Annotated in this window: 27 protein-coding genes and 1 rRNA gene; 22 read left to right on the forward strand and 6 right to left on the reverse strand. The window is 71.6% G+C overall.

From position 1 onward, the window contains the following. Positions 1-137: 137 nt before the first annotated feature. The 9 genes from rrf to ABT084_RS14795 all read left to right on the forward strand — a co-directional run bounded on the left by rrf (position 138) and on the right by ABT084_RS14795 (position 7,153). A 5S ribosomal RNA gene (gene rrf / locus ABT084_RS14755) occupies positions 138-254 on the forward strand. 79 nt (positions 255-333) lie between these two features. Next, positions 334-987, forward strand: a complete 654-nt coding sequence (locus tag ABT084_RS14760; RefSeq protein ID WP_351042805.1) for an HAD family hydrolase — start codon at positions 334-336, stop codon at positions 985-987. A gap of 43 nt (positions 988-1,030) precedes the next feature. Beyond that, positions 1,031-2,269 (forward strand): MFS transporter, encoded by a 1,239-nt coding sequence (locus ABT084_RS14765; protein ID WP_351042808.1) that lies wholly within the window; start codon positions 1,031-1,033, stop codon positions 2,267-2,269. After that, a complete protein-coding gene (locus tag ABT084_RS14770) occupies positions 2,241-3,389 on the forward strand; it encodes an acetoin utilization protein AcuC (RefSeq protein ID WP_502968938.1) in 1,149 nt (382 codons plus the stop codon). The genes ABT084_RS14765 and ABT084_RS14770 overlap by 29 nt, the downstream gene beginning before the upstream one ends. Positions 3,390-3,503: 114 nt before the next feature. Then, complete coding sequence (locus ABT084_RS14775; protein WP_351042814.1) at positions 3,504-4,319, forward strand: phosphatase; 816 nt, start codon at positions 3,504-3,506, stop codon at positions 4,317-4,319. A 141-nt stretch (positions 4,320-4,460) separates the two neighbouring features. Continuing rightward, complete coding sequence (locus ABT084_RS14780; protein ID WP_008738568.1) at positions 4,461-4,670, forward strand: helix-turn-helix domain-containing protein; 210 nt, start codon at positions 4,461-4,463, stop codon at positions 4,668-4,670. Positions 4,671-4,822: 152 nt separating this feature from the next. Further along, positions 4,823-4,921: a 30S ribosomal protein bS22 gene (locus ABT084_RS14785; RefSeq protein WP_003948845.1), complete on the forward strand. Its 99-nt coding sequence runs from the start codon at positions 4,823-4,825 to the stop codon at positions 4,919-4,921. A 91-nt stretch (positions 4,922-5,012) separates the two neighbouring features. Further along, positions 5,013-6,116, forward strand: coding sequence for an NAD-dependent epimerase/dehydratase family protein (locus tag ABT084_RS14790; protein ID WP_351042817.1), 1,104 nt, complete (start codon positions 5,013-5,015; stop codon positions 6,114-6,116). Next, positions 6,116-7,153 (forward strand): lysophospholipid acyltransferase family protein, encoded by a 1,038-nt coding sequence (locus ABT084_RS14795; RefSeq protein WP_351042819.1) that lies wholly within the window; start codon positions 6,116-6,118, stop codon positions 7,151-7,153. The genes ABT084_RS14790 and ABT084_RS14795 overlap by 1 nt, the downstream gene beginning before the upstream one ends. Before the next feature lie 69 nt (positions 7,154-7,222). Here ABT084_RS14795 and ABT084_RS14800 read toward each other — a convergent pair whose 3' ends face one another. The 3 genes from ABT084_RS14800 to ABT084_RS14810 all read right to left on the reverse strand — a co-directional run bounded on the left by ABT084_RS14800 (position 7,223) and on the right by ABT084_RS14810 (position 10,787). Then, positions 7,223-8,431: a DUF5667 domain-containing protein gene (locus ABT084_RS14800; protein WP_351042822.1), complete on the reverse strand. Its 1,209-nt coding sequence runs from the start codon at positions 8,429-8,431 to the stop codon at positions 7,223-7,225. Between the two features lie 190 nt (positions 8,432-8,621). Continuing rightward, entirely contained in the window at positions 8,622-9,434 is an 813-nt protein-coding gene (locus ABT084_RS14805) for an ECF subfamily RNA polymerase sigma factor, BldN family (protein WP_351042825.1), read from the reverse strand. A gap of 372 nt (positions 9,435-9,806) precedes the next feature. Continuing rightward, positions 9,807-10,787, reverse strand: coding sequence for an HAD family hydrolase (locus tag ABT084_RS14810; RefSeq protein WP_351042828.1), 981 nt, complete (start codon positions 10,785-10,787; stop codon positions 9,807-9,809). A 71-nt stretch (positions 10,788-10,858) separates the two neighbouring features. On the opposite strand from ABT084_RS14810, the gene ABT084_RS14815 reads away from it, so the two are divergent. From ABT084_RS14815 to ABT084_RS14840, 6 genes are all read left to right on the forward strand, one after another. After that, a complete protein-coding gene (locus ABT084_RS14815; RefSeq protein WP_351042831.1) occupies positions 10,859-11,137 on the forward strand; it encodes a glutaredoxin family protein in 279 nt (92 codons plus the stop codon). 273 nt (positions 11,138-11,410) lie between these two features. Then, positions 11,411-12,247 carry a redox-sensing transcriptional repressor Rex gene (locus ABT084_RS14820; protein ID WP_351042832.1) on the forward strand — a complete coding sequence of 279 codons (837 nt, stop codon included), beginning with the start codon at positions 11,411-11,413 and terminating at the stop codon, positions 12,245-12,247. Then, positions 12,244-14,100, forward strand: a complete 1,857-nt coding sequence (locus ABT084_RS14825) for a glutamyl-tRNA reductase (protein ID WP_351042834.1) — start codon at positions 12,244-12,246, stop codon at positions 14,098-14,100. Before ABT084_RS14820 ends, ABT084_RS14825 begins: the two co-directional genes overlap by 4 nt. After that, positions 14,097-15,065 carry a hydroxymethylbilane synthase gene (gene hemC, locus ABT084_RS14830; RefSeq protein ID WP_351042837.1) on the forward strand — a complete coding sequence of 323 codons (969 nt, stop codon included), beginning with the start codon at positions 14,097-14,099 and terminating at the stop codon, positions 15,063-15,065. Before ABT084_RS14825 ends, hemC begins: the two co-directional genes overlap by 4 nt. After that, positions 15,062-16,729, forward strand: a complete 1,668-nt coding sequence (locus ABT084_RS14835) for a bifunctional uroporphyrinogen-III C-methyltransferase/uroporphyrinogen-III synthase (RefSeq protein ID WP_351042840.1) — start codon at positions 15,062-15,064, stop codon at positions 16,727-16,729. The genes hemC and ABT084_RS14835 overlap by 4 nt, the downstream gene beginning before the upstream one ends. A gap of 69 nt (positions 16,730-16,798) precedes the next feature. Continuing rightward, positions 16,799-18,025, forward strand: a complete 1,227-nt coding sequence (locus ABT084_RS14840) for a HEAT repeat domain-containing protein (RefSeq protein ID WP_351042843.1) — start codon at positions 16,799-16,801, stop codon at positions 18,023-18,025. On the opposite strand, the gene ABT084_RS14845 is transcribed toward ABT084_RS14840, so the two are convergent. Together ABT084_RS14845 and ABT084_RS14850 are read right to left on the reverse strand one after the other, a co-directional pair. Continuing rightward, entirely contained in the window at positions 18,003-18,188 is a 186-nt protein-coding gene (locus ABT084_RS14845) for a DUF397 domain-containing protein (protein WP_351042846.1), read from the reverse strand. The two genes, ABT084_RS14840 and ABT084_RS14845, sit on opposite strands and share 23 nt — an antisense overlap. Beyond that, on the reverse strand, positions 18,185-18,595 hold the full coding sequence (locus tag ABT084_RS14850) for a DUF5753 domain-containing protein (RefSeq protein ID WP_351042848.1): 411 nt from the start codon (positions 18,593-18,595) through the stop codon (positions 18,185-18,187). The genes ABT084_RS14845 and ABT084_RS14850 overlap by 4 nt, the downstream gene beginning before the upstream one ends. 99 nt (positions 18,596-18,694) lie before the next feature. On the opposite strand from ABT084_RS14850, the gene ABT084_RS14855 reads away from it, so the two are divergent. From ABT084_RS14855 to ABT084_RS14875, 5 genes are all read left to right on the forward strand, one after another. Next, positions 18,695-19,147 carry an ATP-binding protein gene (locus tag ABT084_RS14855; protein ID WP_351043059.1) on the forward strand — a complete coding sequence of 151 codons (453 nt, stop codon included), beginning with the start codon at positions 18,695-18,697 and terminating at the stop codon, positions 19,145-19,147. A 2-nt stretch (positions 19,148-19,149) separates the two neighbouring features. Further along, positions 19,150-20,151 (forward strand): porphobilinogen synthase, encoded by a 1,002-nt coding sequence (hemB, locus tag ABT084_RS14860; protein ID WP_351042851.1) that lies wholly within the window; start codon positions 19,150-19,152, stop codon positions 20,149-20,151. A 39-nt stretch (positions 20,152-20,190) separates the two neighbouring features. Further along, positions 20,191-20,781 carry a TetR/AcrR family transcriptional regulator gene (locus ABT084_RS14865; RefSeq protein WP_351042853.1) on the forward strand — a complete coding sequence of 197 codons (591 nt, stop codon included), beginning with the start codon at positions 20,191-20,193 and terminating at the stop codon, positions 20,779-20,781. A gap of 77 nt (positions 20,782-20,858) precedes the next feature. Continuing rightward, positions 20,859-21,422: a hypothetical protein gene (locus ABT084_RS14870; protein ID WP_351042856.1), complete on the forward strand. Its 564-nt coding sequence runs from the start codon at positions 20,859-20,861 to the stop codon at positions 21,420-21,422. Positions 21,423-21,470: 48 nt separating this feature from the next. Further along, on the forward strand, positions 21,471-21,743 hold the full coding sequence (locus ABT084_RS14875) for a DUF1876 domain-containing protein (protein WP_351042858.1): 273 nt from the start codon (positions 21,471-21,473) through the stop codon (positions 21,741-21,743). A 44-nt stretch (positions 21,744-21,787) separates the two neighbouring features. On the opposite strand, the gene ABT084_RS14880 is transcribed toward ABT084_RS14875, so the two are convergent. Then, positions 21,788-22,576: a VOC family protein gene (locus tag ABT084_RS14880; protein WP_351043060.1), complete on the reverse strand. Its 789-nt coding sequence runs from the start codon at positions 22,574-22,576 to the stop codon at positions 21,788-21,790. A gap of 171 nt (positions 22,577-22,747) precedes the next feature. On the opposite strand from ABT084_RS14880, the gene ABT084_RS14885 reads away from it, so the two are divergent. Next, complete coding sequence (locus tag ABT084_RS14885; RefSeq protein WP_351042859.1) at positions 22,748-22,978, forward strand: FitA-like ribbon-helix-helix domain-containing protein; 231 nt, start codon at positions 22,748-22,750, stop codon at positions 22,976-22,978. Then, on the forward strand, positions 22,975-23,373 hold the full coding sequence (locus tag ABT084_RS14890) for a type II toxin-antitoxin system VapC family toxin (RefSeq protein ID WP_351042862.1): 399 nt from the start codon (positions 22,975-22,977) through the stop codon (positions 23,371-23,373). Before ABT084_RS14885 ends, ABT084_RS14890 begins: the two co-directional genes overlap by 4 nt. The last annotated feature ends 32 nt before the right edge of the window (positions 23,374-23,405 follow it).

A 23,405-nucleotide genomic window follows, 5' to 3' on the forward strand; every position in this document is an offset into this window, starting at 1 on the left:
CAGATGTGGAAGCCCGGTAACGGGTGGAGCTGACTGGTACTAATAGGCCGAGGGCTTGTCCTCAGTTGCTCGCGTCCACTGTGTTAGTTCTGAAGTAACGAACTGTGCCGTATCCGGTTTGGTTAACTTCATAGTGTTTCGGTGGTCATAGCGTTAGGGAAACGCCCGGTTACATTTCGAACCCGGAAGCTAAGCCTTTCAGCGCCGATGGTACTGCAGGGGGGACCCTGTGGGAGAGTAGGACGCCGCCGAACAATTTTTCCGGGAAAGCCCCGCACCTTTTGGTGCGGGGCTTTTCTGCGTTCCGGACCGGACATGCATAGGGTCGGTGTCATGAGCTATGACCTCGTCATCTTCGACAACGACGGTGTTCTGGTGGACAGCGAGCCGCTCTCGAACACCATTCTTTCCGGGTACCTGACCGAGCTGGGGCACCCCACCTCGTACGAGGAGTCCCTGCGCGATTACATGGGCGCCGCCGTGCACCGGGTGCACGACACGGTCCTGGAGCGGACCGGGGAGCGGCTGCCGGCCGACTTCGACGACACCCTGCACGCCCGGGTGTTCGCCGCGTTCGAGAAGGAACTGCGGCCCGTCGCCGGAGCCACGGACGTCCTCGAGGAGCTCACCGCGCGCGGGATCCCGTACTGCCTCGCCTCCTCCGGGAGTCACGAGCGGATCCGGGTGGGGCACCGCACCACCGGGCTCGACGAGTGGTTCGAAGAGGAGTGGATCTTCAGCTCCGAGGACGTCGGCAAGGGCAAGCCCGCGCCGGACCTCTTCCTGCACGCCGCCGAGCGGATGGGAGCCCGGCCCGCGCGCTGCGTCGTCGTCGAGGACAGCCCGCTCGGAGTCCGGGCGGCGCGGGCCGCCGGAATGGACGTCTTCGGTTTTACCGCCATGACCCCGGCCGAACGGCTCGCCGGTGCCACCGGCCTGTTCGGCGAGATGAAGGAGCTCCCGGGGCTTCTCCAACTCGATATGTGATCTCTCTACCCACGGGTAGGCCCCGCGCCTACGCTGAGCCGCCATGACAGCAGACGTGCGGCTGCGCCGTGGACGAGGGTCCCTGGGCTTCAGCTTCTTCGTGCAGGGCGTCACCTTCGCCCTCCTGGTGACCCGGATCCTCGCCATCCAGCACCAGTACGGCATATCCGACGGCCTCCTGCCCGCCTTCCTCGCCGCCGTCCCCGTCCTCGCCGGGGTGTCGAGCGTGGTCACCGAGCACCTGGTGAAGCGGGTCGCGCCCAGCACCGTGCTGCGCTGGGCGCAGCCGCTCGTGCTGCTCGCGCTCCTGGGCGCCGGCGCCGGGACCCGGATGTGGCACATCGCGCTGGCGCTCGGGGCGTTCGGGCTGGCGGTGGGCGCGCTCGACGCCTCGATGAACATGCTCGGGGTGAGCCTGCAGCGGGCGTACGGCCGCAGCATCATGCTGGGTTTCCACGCCTCGTACAGCCTCGGCGGGATCGTCGGCGCGTCCGCCGCGTGGGCGTGCGTGCACTGGCACCTGTCGCTCTTCGAGAGCTATCTGCCCGCCGTGGTGATCCTGCTGCCGCTGGCCCTCGCCGCGAGCCGGTACTACGTCGACACCCCGGCCGCGGGCGCCGGCGGGGAGCAGGGGGAGGCGCCGTCGGGGTGGCCGACGAGCGGCGGCCGGCTGCTGCTGCCGCTCTGCCTGGTGATGGCGTTCGCGTACATCGGGGACTCGACGGTCTCCAACTGGGGCGCCAAGTACCTGAAGGACGTCCTGGGCAGCTCCGAGCAGCTCTCGACCGTCCCCTACAACGTCTACATGGTGACCACCCTGCTCGGGCGGGCCGTGGGCGACCTGGGGGTGCGCCGCTTCGGCGCGGTGGCCGTCGTACGGGCCGGGACGCTCGTCGCGGCGGCCGGGTTCGCGGTGGTGGCCGCCGCGCCCGGGGCGTGGGTCGGGATGCTCGGGTTCACCCTGCTGGGGATCGGGCTGTGCGTGATCGTGCCGCAGACCTTCGCGGCCGCGGGCCGGCTGTTCCCGGAGTCCTCTGACACGGCCATCGCGCGGCTCAACATCTTCAACTACGTCGGGTTCCTCGTCGGGGCGCCGTTGGTGGGGGCGCTCGGTGACACGTGGAGCTACCGGGGGGCCATGCTCGTCCCGATGGCGCTGGTCCTGATCACGCTCCTCTACGCCCGCTCGTTCGCCCCGGAGGGCGCCCGATACGGTGTCGGACATGAGCGGCGAGTCGGTGACAGGGCTGTTGATGTGGGACGAGGCGGTAACGAAGTATGACTTCGGGCCCAGCCATCCGATGGATCCGGTGCGCCTGGCGCTGACCATGGGCCTGGTGCGGGCCTTCGGTCTCGACCGGGAGATGGACGTGCGCGCCGCGAAGGCGGCCGGTGATTCCACGCTGCGGCTGGTCCACCGCGAGGACTACGTCGCCGCGGTGCGGGAGGTGTCAGCAGACCCCGGGGTGGCCGACGGCTCGTACGGGCTGGGCACCCTGGACGATCCGGCCTTCCACGGGATGCACGAGGCCTCCGCGCTGATCGCCGGGCAGTCGGTGGCGGCCGCGGAGGCGATCTGGCGCGGGGAGGCCGCGCACGGCGTGAACTTCGCGGGCGGGCTGCACCACGCGATGCCCGGCGGGGCCGCCGGGTTCTGCGTCTACAACGACGCCGCCCTTGCGATCGCCCGGCTGCTGGAGCTGGGGGCCGAGCGGGTCGCCTACGTCGATGTGGACGTGCACCACGGGGACGGCGTACAGGCCGCGTTCTGGGACGACCCGCGGGTGCTGACGGTCTCCCTGCACGAACACCCGCGGACGCTGTTCCCGCAGACCGGCTGGCCCGAGGAGACGGGCGGCCCGGCCGCCGAGGGGTCGGCCGTCAACGTGGCGCTGCCGGCCGGGACCGGGGACGAGGGGTGGCTGCGGGCCTTCCACGCCACGGTGCCCGAGCTGTTGGCGGACTTCCGGCCGCAGGTGCTGGTGACGCAGCACGGCGCCGACACGCACTTCGAGGACCCGCTGGCGCACCTCGCGGTGTCGCTGGACGCGCAGCGGGCCGTGCAGGAGGCCTGCCACGACCTCGCGCACGCCCACGCGGACGGGCGCTGGCTGGCCCTGGGCGGCGGGGGTTACGCGATCGTGGACGTCGTACCGCGGTCCTGGACGCATCTGGTGGCGATCGCCGCGCACCGGCCGCTCGACCCGGAGTCGGCGGTCCCGGCGTCGTGGCGCGACGAGGTGTACGCGCGGACCCGGCAGCTGGCTCCGGCCCGGATGACGGACGGGCGCAGCCCCGCGTGGCGGGAGTGGGAGTCGGGGTACGACCCCGCGGACCGGATCGACCAGGCAGTGCTGGCGACGCGGCGGGCGGTGTACCCGCTGCGCGGGATGCTGACCTGAGGGGCGGCCGGGCGGGCGCGCGGACGGCGTCCGCGCAAGCGTGACATTAGGCCAACTGTGGGGCTGTTTCGGTGAATTGATGATCAGTCGGGCCGGGTGCGGCAGCATCGGAGGGTGTTGAGCACCGGCGCGCTGCGTGCGCATCTGCTGGCCGCCCGGTTGGCCGGGCCCGTCGCGACCACCCGGGAAGAGAGCCTGCGCAGCTACCGGCTGTTCGCGGCCCGTGATCCGAGGGTGCTGCTGGGCCTGGATCCGGAGTGGGGCTGGGCGCAGCCCGACCTGCTGCGGCTGATGGCCGACAAGTGCGGGGTGTCGGCGGACCCCGCGCACGTCGACGGCCAGGACGTGATCGATCCGGAGCGGACACTGGCCGGACTGGACGCCTTCGCGGGGCGGTTGCGGGAGGCCGCGCTGGCCCGTGCTCCGGTGCTGTTCGGCACCGGTCACCCGCACCGCCTCCTGGGGTTCTACGCCACATTGGCCCAGGCGTTGTCGGCGGTGGGCTGTGTTGTCCTCACCCCGGCGCAGGGGGTGGCCGTGGACGTTCTGACGCGGTTCGGCGTACGTACGTACCGCCTCGCCTACGTACGGGGGGTCGCACTGGTACGGGAGCCCGGCGCGCGTCCGCCGGGGGGCGCCACCGGCGCGCACACCCATTCGCCGCTGCCGGTTCGGATCGCGCTGGGGGCTCTGGCGGAGGCCGGGGAGCCGCTTCCGGAGCTTGTGGTGGGGGACCACGGATGGGTCTGCGGGGCAGGTCAGCTGGGTTTCGAGGCGATCGGGCTGGCCGATACGGACGATCCGGCGCTGTTCGTCGGGGAGGCCGAGGGAAGGGTCGCGGCGGTGGTTCCGCTTGATGACGCGGTGCGGTCGGACTACTACCGACCGCTCACACGGTACGTGCTGGGGCGCGCGGGGCTCGCGGGCTGAGGTGTGGCCGGGACTGGTGGCTGTAGCTCCTCTTCCCCACTCGTATCACCCGCCCCTACTCTGGGGAGTGAGCGTGCGACGACGGGGCGTAACCGGAGGGGAAGCCGGTGCCCGTCATGCGCGGAAGGTCAAAGGTGTGTCATGGCTGCTGGCGAGAGGCCTCTCAGTGAGGTTCAGTTCCTGACCGTGGCGGAGGTCGCCTCGGTGATGCGAGTGTCGAAGATGACCGTGTACCGCCTGGTGCACAACGGTCATCTGCCCGCGATCCGGGTGGGCCGGTCCTTCCGGGTGCCCGAGAACGCGGTTCACGAGTACCTCCGAGAGTCCTATGTGGGGGTGGAGTCGGCCTGAGACTGACGTCCTCGGCCCCCCTCGGCCGCATGCGGATTACGGGCTCAGAGATCTGGCGGGTAGGCTAGGCCGACGTAGGTCGTGTGGGCCCAGACGCCCCGCACCGATCCCCGCTAGCGCGGGGATGTTCCGAGAAGTGAGCGAGGGTAGTCGTGGGCTCTGTTATTAAGAAGCGGCGCAAGCGGATGGCCAAGAAGAAGCACCGCAAGCTGCTCAAGCGCACCCGCGTGCAGCGCCGTAACAAGAAGTAAACGGCAGCTGTACGTGTTTTCCGCAGCCCCTCCACCATTCTGGTGGGGGGGCTGCGGTGCAGCCGGGGTACGACGAGGGAGGCGCTGAGCAGTGGGGAAGGTCGTGCTCGTGACTGGGGCAGCCCGGCAGCTGGGAGGCCGATTCGTACGCCGGATCCAGCGCGACCCGGAGGTCGAGCGGGTGATCGCGGTGGATGCCGTGACTCCGCCGCACCGACTGGGATCGGCCGAGTTCGTCCGTACGGACATCAGGCAGTCGGCGATCGCCCGGGTGCTGGCCGAGTACTCCGTGGACACCGTGGTGCACCTCGCGGTCACCGGCGGCGGCGGGGTGGGAGCGGGCGGCGCGGGAAGCGCCGTGAAGGAAACGAACGTCATCGGGACGATGCAGCTCCTCGGGGCCTGCCAGAAGTCCCCGACGGTGCGCCGTCTCGTCGTGAAGTCGAGTACGAGCGTGTACGGAGCGGCCCCGCGGGATCCGGCCGTCTTCAGCGAGACCACCCAGCCCAAGTCACTGCCCGCCGCGGGCTTCGCCAAAGACGCGGTCGAGGTCGAGGGCTACGTACGGGGCTTCGCGCGCCGGCGGCCCGACGTGGCCGTGTGCGTCCTGCGCTTCGCCAACATCCTGGGGCCCTTCGCGGACTCGGCGCTCGCCGAGTACTTCTCGATGCCGGTCATGCCGACCGTGCTCGGATATGACCCGAGGCTCCAGTTCGTCCACGAGGACGACGTCCTCGACGTGCTGCGGCTGGCGGCGGGGGAGCCCCGGCGCGGGAGCCTGAACAGCGGGACCTTCAACATCGCGGGTGACGGCGTCCTGCTGCTGTCCCAGTGCTCGCGGAGGCTGGGGCGGCCGACGATAGCGCTGCCGCTGCCCGCGCTCACCTGGGTGGGCTCCGCGCTGAAGGCGGTCGGGGTCACCGACTTCTCGCCGGAACAGACCAGGCTGCTCACGCACGGGCGGGTCGTGGAGACCTCCCAGATGCGCGAGGTGCTGGGATTCAAGCCGATGTACACGACCGCCGAGACCTTCGCGGACTTCACGCGGAGCCGGGGGAACGGGCTGCTGCCGCCGGAGCGGGCGGGGCGGGCCGTGGACCGGGTGGCGGGGATGCTGAAGGTCGACGTTGCCGTGGCAGGAGACGGAACCGGAGCCGGAGCCGGGTCCGCGGTCGAAGAGGGAGCGCAGCGATAGTGGCGGACGCCAAGGTCATTCCGTTCGACGAGGACCGTCCGCGCCGGCGGGCCCGGCGGGTCCGGGCGGTCGCCGGATCCGACGCGGGGTCAGCGGCGGCTCCGGGGAGTGGTTCCGGGGCCGGTTCCGCGGCCGTGGGCCCCCAGGGGGCGGTGCCCGGTCCGGCCGTCGTACCCGCGCCGGTGCCCGCCGCCCCGAGCGGCTGGGAGCGGCGGCTCGCGGGCGGGCTGGCCTTCCTGCGGCGCCGTGTCACCGGTGACTACGAGGTCGACGACTTCGGGTACGACAAGGAGCTGACCGACCAGGTCCTGATGTCGGTCCTGCGACCCGTGTTCGACAAGTACTTCCGGGTCGAGGTCAAGGGCATCGAGAACATCCCGAAGGAGGGTGGCGCGCTGATCGTGGCGAACCACTCCGGGACGCTTCCGCTGGACGGCCTGATGCTGCAGGTCGCGGTGCACGACCACCATCCCGCGCAGCGGCACCTGCGGCTGCTCGCGGCGGACCTGGTGTTCATGCTGCCGGTGGTCAACGAGCTGGCGCGCAAGGCCGGGCACACCCTGGCGTGCGCGGAGGACGCGCAGCGGCTGCTGGAGGCCGGGGAGCTGGTCGGGGTGATGCCCGAGGGCTTCAAGGGGATAGGGAAGCCGTTCGAGGACCGGTACAAGCTGCAGCGGTTCGGGCGCGGCGGCTTCGTGTCGACGGCGCTGCGGGCGGGCACGCCGATCGTGCCGTGCTCGATCGTGGGGGCGGAGGAGATCTACCCGATGATCGGCAACGCCAAGACGGTGGCGCGGCTGCTGGGGATCCCGTACTTCCCGATCACTCCGACGTTCCCCTGGCTGGGGCCGCTGGGCGCGGTGCCCCTGCCGACGAAGTGGACGATCCAGTTCGGTGAGCCGATCGCCACGGACGGGTATCCGCCGGAGGCGGCGGAGGACCCGATGCTGATGTTCAACCTGACGGACCAGGTGCGGGAGCAGATCCAGCACACGCTGTACAAGCTGCTGGTGCAGCGGCGGTCGGTCTTCTTCTGATTGAGGCGTCGAGCGTGGCCGGACGCCGGCGGGGCATCGCTGCCCCGCCGGCGTCCTGGCGTCGCGCCGTCAGTCCGCGTCCTCGCCCTTGATGCCCAGGCCCGGGAGCAGTCCAGGGAGCAGGGGCGGGAGGGTGATCTCCGGATGCGGGATCTCGGGGGTGACCGGCGGCAGCTGGCCGCCGCTCGCCGGGGGCGGGTTGAGCAGGCCGTCGGCGCCGCCGATGAGGCCGCCGGTACCCGCGGACCGGGAGCCCGAGGGGGACGGCGAGGGCCCCGCGGAGCCGCCGGACGGGCCGGAGCCCGCGGTCGGGGGCGCGGAGTGGTGCGGACCGCCGGTGCCCGGCTTCGCCGGGGCGCCGGAGGAGCCGGGTCCCCTCGACTGTTCCGGTGGCTTCGGCAGCAGCCCCTGGAACGGCTCGACGTCATCGTCTATGGCCTGGAAGACCGACGTGACCTGTTCGCCCACGTCCGTGAGCTGCGCCGGGAGCTTCTCGCGAAGCCTGCCCCACGCGTCGCGGTGGGAGCGGGAGAAGGACGACAGGGCCTGGATCGGGCCCAGCGAGCCGTCCCGCGCGTACGCGGACTGGAGGAGCCGGTGGCCCTCCTCCGCGTCGTGCTTCATTCCCGCGAGGGCCCGGCGGATCTCGCCCAGCGCCTCGTGGTCGAGCGCACCCGGCGACCTGCCGCGCTCCATCAGCCGACGGGCCTCCGACAGGCGGTTCGAGGCCTGGTCGAGATAGAGCTCGCCCCGGTCCGAATCGTCGTCGGCCATGCCCAGCTTGAGATCCTCCATGCCCAGCTTCACCGGGTACAGGGAATCACCCGGCAGGGCGTCGGTGCTGGCAGCGGCCACTCCGCTGAAGGCTCCCGCGGCCACACCGACCGTGAGGCCGCCTGCTGCGATGCCCTTGGACCAGCGGGAGCGGGCCATTTTCCGGAGCGGGGTCGCCCGGTGGGCGCCGCGACCGGTCCGCTGCTCGGGCACCAGAGGGTCCGAGGCGGCACCGCCCCCGGACCTCTCTTCCATCACCATGGTCTCCATGGCGGCAATGAGCTGCGCTCGTTGCACCACTTTGACATCGGCGTCCATCTGCGGGCGTGGCATTTCGCCGAGCGCGCTCGCCAGGGCCAACAACCGGTCGCAGTCGGCAGGTTCGGCAGGTGCCTCGGACTGCTCGGCCGCCGGCTCCGGTTCCGAGGGTTCGGACGGGGTCCGATCCTCCAGGGCCTGGGCGAAGGCGTTCGCCCGCCGGTGCGGAGAAACGTTCGCGATCACTGGCGGCACCTCCTCTCGTCATGACGATCGACTCCCCGGGGTGTCCGGAAGGTTGCCTTCCTTGAGCACATCCACCCTTTCGAGTGATCGGCTTCGGGCAGGGCGTGTCCACAGGGAGCCTGCATTCCGCACAACGAGCCACGCGGCACTTGGGTTACGGACGAAGGATGATCGGACCACAGCGTCATGGTCAGCGGGCGTCGTCCGGGAGGAGCCGGGCCAGGGTCCGGACCGCCCGGTACTGCAGCGTTTTGATCGCGCCCTCGTTCTTCCCCATCACCCGGGCCGTCTCGGCGACCGAGAGACCCTGCAGGAAGCGCAGGGTCACGCACTCCTGCTGCTGGGGATTGAGTTTCCGTACGGCCTCCAACAGCGCCGCGTTGGACAGGGACTCCAGGACGGAGTCCTCGGGGCTGCGCTCCACCTCGTTGGCGTCGAGCATCTCGCCGGTGGTGACCTCGAGGCGGAAGCGGCTGGACTTGAAGTGGTCCGCCACCAGGTTGCGCGCGATCGTCACGAGCCAGGCGCCGAAGTCGCGGCCCTGCCAGGTGAAGGTGGAGATGCGGCGCAGCGCCCGCAGGAAGGTCTCACTGGTGAGGTCCTCCGCGGTCGCCTTGCCGCCCACGCGGTAATAGATGTAGCGGTAGACGGTGTCGCTGTACTGGTCGTACAGGCGACCGAAGGCATCGGCCTCGCCGGCCTGGGCCCGCTCGACCAGATCCATCATGCGGGCGCTGTCGCTGTCCGCGGTGGGACGGCGGGTGGTCGGCGTGGTCGTGCCGGTGCCGCCGCTCGGACCGGAGCCCGCGCGGCCGCGTCTGCCCACGGTCGCTCCGCCATCCGTCAGGGCATAGCAAGGACCTACGGGGCCGAGGCCGGCGGGGACCGAGGCGGCGAAAACGGGGACGGCGTACGCGGTGGGGACGAAGCCACGCAGGTGGTCGATGACCGTTGCGCGCAGCGTAGCCAGGCCCGAGGCGTCAACCCCGACAGGTGGGTACACGGGACTCCCAGAGGCAGAGCTTCCATCACGTGCAGTGCGGGACCGTTCACTCGTCGTGGCGACGAATGGGCGGTGGCATGCGTTTGAGGAGAATAACGCTTCGTACAGGCAGCGCTACACCTAGTTGCTCAAATCACCGGTTCCGTCGCTTCTGTAGCGTGTCGAGGGCATATTCAGTCGCACTCGGTGATCGGTTATTGATCACTTCTGTACGCGGAATGGTGGCTTCCGGGGCGGCTCGCGACCGAGTGAGGCATGCCGGAATGCCGCGCCGAGGGCACGGGTAGACCGGGGGAATGCCCGCCGCGGGGCCGTGGGCCGGGCGTGCGGGGAAGGGTGGCCGGGCGGGGCGCCGGTGGTGGCGCCCGAGGGCTACTTGCGGCGCCTGTGCAGGGCGATCGCGGCGGCCGCGCCGCCCGCGATCGCGCCGACTCCGGCGGCCGCCGGGACGCCGACCTTCACGGCCTTGCGGCCGGTGCGATAGTCGCGCAGCCGCCAGTCGTGGGCGCGGGCATGCTTGCGCAGTTTCGTATCGGGATTGATCGCATACGGATGTCCGACCAGTGACAGCATCGGAATGTCGTTGTGCGAGTCGCTGTACGCGGCGCAGTGCGCCAGGTCGAGCCCCTCGGCGGCGGCCAGCGCGCGCACGGCCTCGGCCTTGGCGGGGCCGTGCAGCGGCTCGCCCACCAGGCGGCCGGTGTAGATGCCGTCCACGGACTCGGCGACGGTGCCCAGGGCTCCGGTCAGGCCGAGCCGGCGGGCGATGATCGTGGCGGTCTCGACCGGGGCGGCCGTGACGAGCCACACCTTCTGGCCCGCGTCGAGGTGGGCCTGGGCCAGGGCGCGGGTGCCCGGCCAGATCCGCTCCGCCATGTACTCGTCGTAGATCTCCTCGCCGATGGACATCAGCTCGGAGACGCGGTGGCCCTTGACGATGGACAGGGCGCTGTCGCGGGCGTCCTGCATGTGCTCGGGGTCCTCGACGCCGGCGAGGCGGAACCACGCCTGCTGCCAGGCGAAGCGGGCCAGCTCGCGGCGGCGGAAGAACTCGCGCTTGTAGAGGCCGCGGCCGAAGTGGAAGATCGCGGCGCCCTGCATGACGGTGTTGTCGAGGTCGAAGAAGGCGGCGGCCAGCTCGTCCCCCGCGACGGGGAACTCCGGCTCGGGCGGCTCGGGGGCCGCGGGAGGCGCCGTGTCCTGTGGGGCCGCGGAGTCCAGGGAGAAACCGATCCCGGCCGGATCATCGGCCAGGGCGGTCTTGCGGGCGGCCTCGGCCGAGGCCTCGCCGGCCAGCACGCTCCGCGCGGTGGCGGAGCGCCTACGAGGGGTGAGCCATCCCAGAGAGGACATGACGCGAGCATAGCCACTGTGTTCGGAACTTCCCGAACCCGGCGGATTCCAGGGCGGTGAACAATGGATGCATGAGCCCTTTGCTGCGCCGTAAGGAAAAGAAGAGTCCGGCAGAGCGGATGGTCACCTTGATCGGCAAGCCGGGGTGCCATCTCTGTGACGACGCCCAGGAAGTGATCGGGAAAGTCTGCGCCGACACCGGTGCGCAATGGGAGAAGAAGGACATCTCGCAGGACGAGGAGCTGTACCGCTTGTACTGGGAGCAAATTCCGGTGGTCCTGATCGATGGCGAACAGCACACCTTCTGGAGGGTGAACCCGGACCGGCTCCGACGGGCGTTGGGGGCCTGACCCCTTCGCCGGTTACCATCATGGGCGATTTATGGGGTCTCGGGGGCGTATCGATGAGGGATGTGTACGGTTTTGCCCCCTTCGGGATTTGAACGGGTTCGGCGCGGCGATGGTTCCGCGCCGGGGTGCCCGGGGCGCGTGACCCCGGTCACTTTGCTCGGACAAATTGGACACTATCTTTGTGCACGCGTTCACAAAGACATAGCCTGCATCCGACGGGGTGGTCCTGGGACAAGAGGCCACCTACAGCCCCGCTCATCCCGCAGGAGCATCGTGGCAACTGGCCGAACTCACCGACCGGCGACCCGCAGCCGAGGTATTCCCGAGGCCACTGTCGCCCGGCTTCCGCTGTACTTGCGCGCCCTCACGGCGCTCTCCGAGCGCTCGGTACCCACGGTGTCCTCCGAGGAGCTGGCGGCCGCCGCCGGAGTCAACTCCGCGAAGCTGCGCAAGGACTTCTCCTACCTCGGTTCCTACGGCACCCGGGGCGTCGGCTACGACGTCGAGTACCTCGTCTACCAGATCTCCCGGGAACTCGGCCTGACCCAGGACTGGCCGGTCGTCATCGTCGGCATCGGTAACCTCGGCGCCGCCCTCGCCAACTACGGCGGCTTCGCCTCGCGCGGCTTCCGCGTGGCCGCGCTCATCGACGCCGACCCGGCGATGGCCGGCAAGCCGGTCGCGGGCATGCCGGTGCAGCACACCGACGAGCTCGAGAAGATCATTTCGGAGAACGGCGTCTCCATCGGGGTCATCGCGACCCCGGCGGGCGCCGCCCAGCAGGTCAGCGAGCGGCTGATCGCGGCCGGAGTGACCTCCATCCTGAACTTCGCGCCGACCGTCCTGTCGGTGCCGGAGGGCGTCGACGTGCGCAAGGTCGACCTCTCGATCGAGCTGCAGATCCTCGCCTTCCACGAGCAGCGCAAGGCGGGCGAGGGCGCCGCTGCGGCCGCGGCCGCCGCCGGTGAGGACGAGGACGGCATCGAGGCCGCGGCGTCCCTGCCGCAGCCCGCCGCCACCCGTGCCCCGGCCGGGACCGCCGCCACCGCCGCCTCGGCGGCGCGCAAGGGCGGCCCGGAGGGCGACGTACCGGCGGTGATGCCGGCATGAGTCTGCTCGTCGTAGGGCTGAGCCACCGCAGTGCGCCCGTGAGCGTGCTGGAACGCGCCTCGCTCTCCACCGATGCCAAGGCGAAGCTGCTGCACGACACCCTGGCCGCCGAACCGGCGACCGAGGCGGCCGTGCTCGCCACCTGCAACCGGATCGAGCTGTACGCCGACGTGGACAAGTTCCACGCCGGTGTCGCCGAGCTGTCCACGCTCCTGGCGCAGCACAGCGGTGTCGCGCTGGAGGAGCTCACCCCTTATCTGTACGTGCACTACGAGGACCGGGCCGTCCACCACCTCTTCTCGGTGGCGTGCGGGCTGGACTCGATGGTCGTCGGCGAGGGCCAGATCCTCGGCCAGATCAAGGACGCGCTCGCGCTGGGGCAGGAACTGCACACCGCGGGCCGGCTGATCAACGACCTCTTCCAGCAGGCCCTGCGGGTCGGCAAGCGGGCGCACTCGGAGACCGGCATCGACCGGGCCGGGCAGTCGCTCGTCACCTTCGGGCTGGAGCAGCTGGCCGTGCGGGTGCCGGTGGCCGAATGGGCCGCGGGCAAGCGGGCGCTGGTGATCGGTGCCGGGTCGATGTCGTCGCTGGCCGCGGCGACGCTGGCGCGGGTGGGGGTGGCGGAGATCGTCGTCGCCAACCGGACCTCTGCTCGTGCCGAGCGGCTGGTGGAGATCCTGGCCGGTGGTGGCGCTGCCGCGCGGGTCGTGGCCATGGCTGATGTCGCCGCCGAGCTGACACGAGTCGACGTTGTCGTGTCCTGTACCGGGGCCACGGGCCTGGTGCTGACCGGGGACGACGTGGCCTCGGCCGTGGCCGTGAGCGGTGCGGATGTCTGGCCGCCCTCCGGGGGCGCCTCAAACGCCGGCGGGGCTGGATTTGGCTCGGCCGGGGATGGATTCGGCTCGGGCCGGAGCGGGAACGCCGGGGCCGGTTCGCCCTCCGGGGGCGCCTCAAACGCCGGCGGGGCTGGATTTGGGCCGGCCGTAAACGTCGGCGGGGCTGGATTCGGGTCGGCCGGGAGTGGCAGTGTCGCGGCCGTGCCGCAGGCGACGTTCGGGAACGCCGAGGTCGTGGCGCGGCTCGTGGCCGCCGCCGAGGCCGGGGGGCGGATCGCCGATGCCGGGGCCGCGCGGACGTTGACGGCCGCCGCGGTCGTGGAGGCGGACGGGTGTCCCGTCGGGCTCGACGCGCCGAGCGCGAACGGGCGCTCCGCGCTCACCGGGGTCGACGCCAACGCGCTCGAGCTCCACGGGACCTGGGCCGACCAGGGCGAGGCCGCCGCCCAGCGGCAGCCGCGCCGCACCGGGCGGGCCCTGGACGCGGGGGCCGACGTACGGCTCGCGCTGCTCGACCTGGCGATGCCCCGCGACATCGACGCCGCCGTGCACCGGATCCCCGGGGTGCGTCTCGTCGACATCGAATCGCTCGCCGAAGCCTCCGCCGACGCGCCGATGGCCGCCGACGTGGACGCCGTACGCACCATCGTCGCCGACGAGGTGGCCGCCTTCGGGGCGGCCCAGCGCGCGGCGCACATCACCCCCACCGTCGTCGCCCTGCGCGCGATGGCCGCCGAAGTGGTGGCCATGGAAGTGGCGCGGCTCGACGGCCGGGTACCCGATCTCGACGAGCGGCAGCGGGCCGAAGTGACCCAGACCGTGCGCCGCGTCGTCGACAAGCTCCTCCACGCGCCGACCGTGCGCGTCAAGCAGCTCGCGAGCGAGCCCGGCGGCGCCGGGTACGCCGAGGCGCTGCGTGAACTCTTCGACCTCGACCCGCAGACGGTGGCATCCGTCAGCCGGGCTGACGCGGCCGATCCGAAGAACGACGACCCAGGACGGGCATCATGAACTCACGTCCCGACCAGCCCCTCCGGCTTGGGACACGGCGCAGCAAACTGGCCATGTCCCAGTCAGGACACGTCGCCGACGCGGTCCGCGCCATCACCGGCCGGCCCGTGGAACTCGTGGAGATCACGACGTACGGCGACGTCTCCAAGGAGCTGCTCGCGCAGATCGGCGGCACCGGTGTGTTCGTCACCGCGCTGCGCGACGCGCTGCTGCGCGGTGACGTCGACTTCGCCGTGCACTCGCTCAAGGACCTGCCGACCACGCAGCCCGACGAGCTCGTCATCGCCGCGATGCCGCAGCGCGAGGACGCGCGCGACGCGCTCGTGGCGCGCGACGGCCTGAGCTTCGCGCAGCTGCCCGACGGCGCCCGCATCGGTACCGGTTCGCCGCGCCGCATGGCGCAGCTGAACGCCTACGCCCGCACGCTCGGCAAGGTCATCGAGACCGTGCCGATCCGCGGCAACGTGGACACCCGGATCGGGTTCGTGCACTCCGGCGAGCTCGACGCGGTGGTCCTGGCCGCCGCCGGGCTCAACCGGATCGGGCGCGGAGACGAGGCGACCGAGCTCCTGTCGGTCGACAACGTGCTGCCCGCCCCGGGCCAGGGGGCCCTCGCGGTCGAGTGCCTGGCGTCCAACGCGGACCTGATCGCCGCGCTCGGTGAACTCGACGACCCGTACACGCGGGCCGCCGTCACCGCCGAGCGTGCCCTGCTCGCCGCCCTGGAGGCCGGCTGCAGCGCCCCCGTGGGCGCGCTCGCCGACCTGCTGGCCGACGGGCAGACTGTCAACGCAATGCGCCTGCGCGGTGTCGTCGGAACGCTCGACGGCTCGACGCTGGTGCAGCTGTCCACCACCGGACCCGTCCCCCACTCGTACGAGGAAGCAGCGGCGCTCGGCCGTGAACTCGCGGACGAGATGCTGGCCAAGGGCGCGGCCGGTCTGATGGGGGAGCGATCCCTTTGAACCCCTCACGTCCCACCACCTCCGCCTTCGCGGCCGTTCCCGCGCACGGGCAGGTCACCTTCCTCGGTGCCGGCCCGGGCGACCCGGGGCTGCTGACGCTGCGCGCGGTCGAGGCCCTCGCGGCCGCCGATGTGCTGATCGCGGAGCCGGAGGTGCTGGAAGTCGTCCGTACGCATGCGCGGACGGGTGTCGACACGCCTCAGCTGACGGTTGCTGACGAGAAGTCAGCAGCCGCCGGTGTACCGGTCATCCGGGACGCGGCCAATCTTGTCATGGAGGCCGCGCGCTCCGGCAGGCGGGTCGTCCGTGCGGTCACCGGCGACCCCGGCCTCGACGGGAACGCCGCCGAGGAGATGCTGGCCTGCGCCAACGAGGGGATCCCCTTCGAGGTCGTGCCCGGTGTCGCGAACGCGGTGGGCGTACCGGCCTACGCCGGGGTGCCGCTGCGCGGCCGCTCCGGCGCGGACGTGCGCTTCGTCGACGCGAAGAACGCCTCGGCCCGCTGCTGGAGCGAGGTCGGCGCCAGCGACGGGATCCTCGTGGTCTCCGCGACGCTGGAGACCGTCTCGGCCGCGGCCGCGGAGCTGGTGAGCGCGGGCCGCAAGCCCGACACCACGCTGACGGTGACCGTGGGCGGTACGACGACCCGCCAGCGGACCTGGACCGCGACCCTGGGCACCATCGCCCAGGTGTTCAAGCAGGGCAAGGTGCTCCCCTCGCCGGAGGGCGGCCGGACGGTCATAGCCGTGGTCGGGGAGCACGGCGCCGCCGCGCGGCGCGAGGAGCTGGCCTGGTTCGAGTCGAAGCCGCTGTTCGGCTGGCGGGTGCTCGTACCGCGGACCAAGGAACAGGCCGCCTCGCTCTCCGACCAGCTGCGTTCCTACGGCGCGGTGCCGCACGAGGTGCCGACCATCGCCGTGGAGCCGCCGCGCACCCCGCAGCAGATGGAGCGCGCGGTCAAGGGCCTGGTGACGGGCCGCTACGAGTGGATCGCCTTCACGAGCGTCAACGCGGTGAAGGCGGTGCGGGAGAAGTTCGAGGAGTACGGGCTCGACGCGCGCGCCTTCGCCGGGATCAAGGTCGCCGCGGTGGGCGAGCAGACGGCCGCCGCGCTGGTCGAGTTCGGTGTGAAGCCGGACCTGGTGCCCAGCGGTGAGCAGTCCGCGGCCGGGCTGCTGGAGGACTGGCCGCCGTACGACCCGGTCTTCGACCCGATCGACCGCGTTTTCCTGCCGCGCGCCGACATCGCGACGGAGACGCTGGTGGCCGGGCTGATAGAGCTGGGCTGGGAGGTGGACGACGTCACGGCCTACCGGACCGTGCGCGCGTCGCCGCCGCCGGCGGACACGCGTGAGGCGATCAAGGGCGGCGGTTTCGACGCGGTGCTCTTCACCTCGTCGAGCACCGTGCGCAACCTGGTCGGGATCGCGGGCAAGCCGCACAACGTGACGGTCATCGCCTGCATCGGTCCGGCGACGGCGAAGACGGCGGAGGAGCACGGCCTGCGGGTCGACGTCCTGTCGCCGGAGCCGAGCGTCTCGAAGCTGGCGGAGGCCCTGGCCGAGTACGGCGCGGCGCGCCGCGACGCGGCCAAGGAGGCCGGCGAGGTCGTGTGCCGGCCGAGCGAGCGTCGGCCGGGGGCGCGGCGTCGCCGTACGACCTGACCCGTCCAGCAGTTCCCCACTGGGGCCCGGGCGCGATGCGCGCCCGGGCCCCAGTGGCATGCTCAGGCCATGGACGAGCTGATCGCGGCGGTGGCGGCGTACGACCACGAGACGGCCGAGGCGCTGGTGGCCGCCGGAGCGGACCCGTGCCGGGTGCTGCCCGACGGGACGACCGCGCTGCTGCGGTCCGTCGAGGGCGGCTCCCCGGCGCTGGTGTCGGCGCTGCTGCACGCCGATCCGGGGGCGCGGTGGCCCGAGCCGGAGCGGGTACGGCTGCTGGCGGCGGCCCGGGAGCTGGACGCGCGGGGCGCGGAGGCGGAGCTGCGGCGCCGGGCGGGGGCGGACGGCCTCGTGGAGCGGCGGTGGGTCGAGGAGTGGTGGGCCGATGTCGAGGAATTCACCCTTGGCGGGCTGACGGTCCGCGACGGGTACGCGGGCGTACTGACCACGCTGGAGGCGGCCTTCGGCGTGCGGACGCCGCTGGCGGAGCTGATGGCCCGTGCGGTCCGCCACCCGGACCCCTGCCATGCGGTGTGGGCGGCGAGCCGGCACGCCGTCGGGCCGCGGCCGGACGCGGAGGCCTGGGCGCAGGTGCTGGCCTTCCACCGCCATCCCTCGGCGGCGTACCGGCTCTTCGTGGCCGACTGCCTGTACTCCCGGGAGGAGCGGCTGAGCCCCGGTGCCCCCTGGTACGAGGAGGAGCGGCGGCTGCTGCACGCCTGGGCCGCCGGTGAACCGGACGCGGGCGTCCTCGCGCAGCTGCTCAAGGCCTTCCCGGGGGAGGAGCACATGGACGGGGAGGGTGTCGGGCTGCTGCACCGGGCGCACCCCGATCCGCGGGTACGCCGGGAGGTGCCGCACTGCTTCGGCATGCTGGACGTCCCGCTCACGGACCGGGCCCGGGAAGCGCTGCACGCCATGGCGGGCGACCCGGACGCGCGGGTGCGTTCCTCGGTGGCCGATGCCCTGGCCCACGCGGAGTCGACGGCCGCCTCGCGGGAGGTGCTCCTGCGGCTGCTGGGCGACGCCGAGCACGCCGTACGGCTCACCACCGCCGGGGTGCTGGCCGCATGGGCGCACCACCGGACGCCGGAGGTCGTGGAGGCGCTGGCCGCCCTGCTGGACCAGGACGACCGGATGCTGCGCCTGGAGGGTGCCTACGGGCTGGCGCGGCGCGACGACCCGCGCACGCCGGAGGCGTACGAGCGGGTGGGCCCGCTGGGCCCGGAGTTCGAGCACGACACCCGGGCCGATGAGCTGTGGCGGTGGCGGTTCAGGCAGCGACCCACCGGGTGAGCCCGGCCCAGGCGGCGGGGGTGAGGGCCAGGGTGGGGCCGTCGGTGACCTTGGAGTCCCGGACGTGGACCGTTTCGGTGCCGGTGCAGGTGGCGACTTCGAGGCACTGGGCGCCCTCCTGGCCGCTGTAGCTGGACTTGAACCACTTCAACGAGTTGCTCATCGCTCTCCTAATAGCCGTTCCAACAGGTCCTTCGTGTCAGCGCAGTTGAGGGCCTGAGATCGCAGCATTGCATACCTCTGGGTGAGGTTGCTGACCTCAATCGGGTTGCTCATGAGGAAGCTGCCCCGCTGGGATTCCGAGTAGGCGAAGTGCTCGAACTCTGGTGTTTCCAGGAGGATGAATGGGCCGCTCAGGCCCGCGTGGACGGTGCCTCCGAGGGGCAGCACCTGGAGGGAGAGCCCCGGTCGGTCGGCGCAGGCCCGCAGGTGGCGCAGCTGTTCCCGGTGGACGTCGTCGCCACCGATGCGGTCGATCAGGGCGGCTTCCCAGACGACGAAGCTCAGGCTGTCACGTTGGGCCGTGACTGCTTCCTTGGAGGCATGAGGGTGAACTCCCTGTGTCTGCACGAGCGATATCTGAGCCGACCCGTACTCCTGAAGGAGTACGGGTCAGGGCCCTTCTCCACGCTAGTCACGCAACGCGACCATTACCCCGTGAACGTGGAAATGGATGTGGCCGTGCTGCGTGAGCGGGTCTACCCCCGTAGTCGGCAAACCGTGCGCCCTGCCAGGGAGTTCGCCCGTGTCACACTGCACGCGTGGGGTGTCATACACCGCCAGGACGAGATGTTGCTCTGCGTGAGCGAGCTGGCCACCAACGCCCTGCTGCACGGGGTCCCGCCCGGCCGGGGGTACCGGCTGCGGCTGCTGCGGTGCGGGGGCTTCGTACGGTTCGAGGTGCACGACAGCGGCGGCGGTCGGCCGTGCGTGCAGAACCGGGACGTGGACGCCGAGGGCGGGCGCGGGCTGCTGCTGGTCGCCGCGCTCGCGGACCGGTGGGGGGTCGGGGTGCGGGTGCCGGGGAAGGTGGTGTGGTGTGAGTTCGGGCTCGGGGAGGACGCGGCCCGGGACCCCCTAGGCTGGGTGGCGACTGCTGTCGATGCTCGAAGAGGCGACTGAAGATGAGCGCGTACGGATCCTTCCCCGGCTCGCGGCCCCGCAGGCTGCGCAGCACCCCGGCGATGCGGCGGATGGTCGCGGAGAACCGGCTGCACCCCTCGGACCTGATCCTCCCGGCGTTCGTCCGGGAGGGCATCAGCGAGCCCCTCGCGATCTCCGCGATGCCGGGCGTGGTCCAGCACAGCCGGGACACGCTGCGGAAGGCCGCCGTGGAGGCCGTCGAGGCCGGCGTCTCGGGGATCATGCTCTTCGGGGTCCCGGCGGACGAGAACAAGGACGCGCTGGGCACGGCGGGCACCGAGCCGGACGGCATCCTGCAGCTGGCGATCCGCGACGTGAGGTCCGAGGTCGGTGACGACCTGGTGATCATGTCCGACCTGTGCCTCGACGAGTACACCGACCACGGTCACTGCGGGGTGCTGGACGAGCACGGCCGGGTCGACAACGACGCGACGCTGGAGCGGTACGCCGAGATGGCGCAGGTCCAGGCCGACGCGGGCGTCCACGTGGTGGGCCCGAGCGGCATGATGGACGGCCAGGTCGGCGTGATCCGCGACGCGCTGGACGAGACGGGCCACGAGGACGTCGCGATCCTGGCGTACACGGCGAAGTACTCCTCCGCCTTCTACGGTCCCTTCCGCGAGGCCGTCGCCTCCTCGCTCCAGGGCGACCGCAAGACGTACCAGCAGGACCCGGCGAACTCCCGCGAGTCGATGCGGGAGCTGGCGCTCGACCTCGAAGAGGGCGCCGACATGGTGATGGTGAAGCCCGCGGGGCCGTACCTGGACATCCTGTACCGGGTGGCGCAGGCGGTCGACGTGCCGGTGGCCGCGTACCAGATCAGCGGTGAGTACGCGATGATCGAGGCGGCGGCGGAGAAGGGCTGGATCGAGCGCGACCGGGCGATCCTGGAGACCCTCACCGGCATCAAGCGTGCGGGCGCCGACACGATCCTGACCTACTGGGCGACCGAGGTCGCGGGCTGGCTGCGCGAGGCGCGCTGACCCGGCGGTGCGCCTCGCCAACTGCTCTACGCTGACCCGATGGTGAAGCAGCAGCGTGGCGAGGCGACCGTCGGTCTGATCCTGAGAACCGCGCTGCGCGTGTACGCCGAGTCCGGCCAGCAGGGCTTCACCGTCAGCGCCGTCACGGCGGCCGGAAAGGTCAGCCTCGGCAGTCTCTACCACCACTTCGGCAGCTTCGACGGGCTCGCCGCCGCGCTCTACACCCAGTGCATGGGCAAGCTGTTCGAGGAGATGAACGAGGCCCTGCGGCGCAGCCGCACCGCCCGCACCGGGGTCCGCGCGCTCGTGCACGCCTACCTCCGCTTCACCCAGGAACAGCGGGAGGCGGCGCTCTTCATCCACGCCTCGGCGTACTCCGGTTATCTGGCCCTGCACGCCGAGGAGATCCGGGCGGCCAAGGAGGTCATGCTCGCGCCGATGAACGAGTGGATGCGGCTGCGGATGGAGAAGGGCGAGGTCGCCCCGCTGCCCGGGCCGCTGATCGAGGTCCTCGTGATGGGGCCGGTGGCGGAGGCCGCGCGGCGCTGGCTGTCGAGTGCGTACGATCTCGAACTCGCGGAGGCCGAGCGGTTGTTGCCGGACCGGATCTGGCGGTCGCTGGAGCCGTAGGGGAACGCGGGCGGATCTAGAGGGAAGTTCTAGATCGACCTTCCTCAAGTGGCCTCCGACGAGCGACACTTGTGGTCATGACCGGTGACGACCCCGCCCCCGCGCCGGACCCGCTCGAATTCCTGGAACGCGTGCTGTGGCTCGCCTTCCGGCAGGCGTGCGCCACCATGCGGCTGCACGACGCCGTGCAACGGCGGATCTGGGGCTTCCGCTATCCGCGGGTGGAGGCGCTGGGCTGGCTGCCCGATCTCGGCGAGTCGGCGGAGTACCGCAGGCGGCTGACGCAGATGGACGCCGAATGCGCCGTGTACGTACGCGAGTCGGCCGCGCCGTGGCCGCCGACCGGCGTGGGGCCGCGGGGTGCGCGTGCCGCGGACGGGGCCCGGCTGGTGGTGGCGGCCGCCGTCTGGCCGCGCGCGGGGCTCTCGGGGCTGCGCGTCGCCCGCTACCGGTGGGACGGCGCGCTGGAGGACGTCACGACGGAGGGGGTGCGGCTGGAGGACACCCACCTCGACGTGCCGTGGCTACGGGCGTGCCTGCCGGTGCCGGTCCCGGTTCCGGTGGCGGCGCCGGATCCGCCGGCGCGTCGGGCGCTGGAGCGGTGGCGCAGGGCGGCCGGGGCCCGGTTCGACTGGCTGTAGGGCGGGGTGGGGCGCAGGCTGGATGCAGAGGCCTGGAGGTGGTCCATCATGTCCACGCTCGTCGGATGGCATGTGGAACTCGAATTCTCGGAGGAGGGCCACCGCACCAGCACGGCGGCCCTGCTCAGGCTCGCTGACGGCTCGGAGGTGAAGGGGCGCGGCTACGCCATGCGACACCCCTCCGACCCGGAACAGCTGAGGGTCGGAGAGGAGATCGCGGGCGCGCGGGCCCTGATGGACCTCGCGTCGCAGCTGCTGCAGAAGGCACACGGGGAGATCGACGAGGCGACGGGGCGGCATTCCTACCCGCTCAACCACTGAGGCGCCGATCCGTCGGCCCGCGCGCGGCCCGGCTGCCGGCCCGGCTACGCGGGCATCGACGCCGTGATGACCGAGAAGGCGCCGCCCTGGGGGTCGGCGAGGACGGCCATGCGGCCCGCCGCCATGTCGAAGGCGGGGGCGAGGACGCTGCCGCCGGCGCGCTCCGCGGCGGCCTGGACCTCGTCGACGTTGTCGACGTGGAAGTACGGCTGCCAGTGCGGGGGGACGCCCGGCGGGAGCGAGGACAGGTCCATCATCCCGCCGACCGCGCGGTCGTCGACCTTGAACTCGACGTACCCGTCCGCCCCCGGCATCTCGGAGCGGGCCGTGGTGACGGGCAGGACGGACGAGTAGAACGCCGAGGCGGCCGCGAGGTCGGCGGTGACCAGCTCGTTCCAGATGAGCGCGCCGTGCTCGTTGACGATGCCCGCGCCGTCGAAGGTGCCGGGCTGCCACAGGCCGACGACCGCGCCCGTCGGGTCGGCGATGACCGCCATCCGACCGAGGTCCATGACGTCCATCGGGCCCATCATGACCGTGCCGCCCGCGTCGTCGGCGGACTTGAGGGTGCCGTCGATGTTGTCCGTGGACAGGTACGTCGTCCACACGGTCGGCGGCATCGGGTCGGGGACGGAGCCGTCCGGATTCGACGCCTTCATGATGCCGGCGACGGGCTTGCCTTTGAGGGTGCAGACGGAATAGCCGCCCTGCTCGGCCGGGCCGACTTCGCCCTGCCAGCCGAAGAGGTCGCAGTAGAAGTCGAGGGCGGCCTGCTGGTCGGGGACCATCAGGTCGATCCAACACGGGGTGCCGGGCTTGTAGGGGCCGCTCATGTCGGGCACGGGTGCCTCCGGGTGGGGACTGCTCGGGGATGGACGGGGCGTCCCCTACCCACCCTGAACCGGCCGAACCGAGCCGTACGGGTGAGGGGCGCGGTGGCCTGCTTTCGGAGGCCCACGGGCATTTTGCTAGCAGAATGCTGGCGCCGCGACTATTCTTGTCGCATGGCCACCTTGTACGTACGTGATCTGTCCGACGAGGCGCTCGCCGAGCTGAAGATACGAGCCGCCCGCAGTCGTCAGTCGCTCCAGGCGTATGCCCGGACCCTGCTGGAGGAGGAGGCCGCGACGCCCTCCGTCGAGGACGTCGTGGCGCGGATCCGCTCTCGGGTGTCGGCCGAGCTGAGCGTGGACGCAGTGCTCGGCGACATCGATGCCGGACGGCGGCGCGAATGATCGTGATCGATGCGAGCGCCGTCGTCATGCTGGTCGCGGACGCGGGTCCGGTGGGCGAGGCGGTGCGCGAGCGGGTGGTCGGGGAGCGGCTGGCCGCCCCCTACCTGCTCGACGTGGAGGTGACGCAGGCGCTGCTCGGCCGCCACCGGGGCGGCAAACTCTCCGTCCGTCAGCTGGACGCGGCATGGGACGACTTCGCTGCCCTGCCGGTCAGACGGATGGAGCATCTCCCGGTGCTTCCCCGGGTGCGCGAGCTGTACGCGAACCTCTCCGCGTACGACGCCACCTACGGGGCCCTGGCCGAGGGACTCCAGGTGCCGCTCGTCACCTGCGACGCGCGCATCGCCCGCTCCGGGAGCCCCCGGTGCAAGGTCGAGGTCTTCGGCGCGGTGTAGGACGGCGGAAGGCCCCGCCTCCCGATGGGGGG

The sequence above is a fragment of the Streptomyces sp. NPDC002138 genome (assembly GCF_040296485.1).
GTDB lineage: Bacteria > Actinomycetota > Actinomycetes > Streptomycetales > Streptomycetaceae > Streptomyces.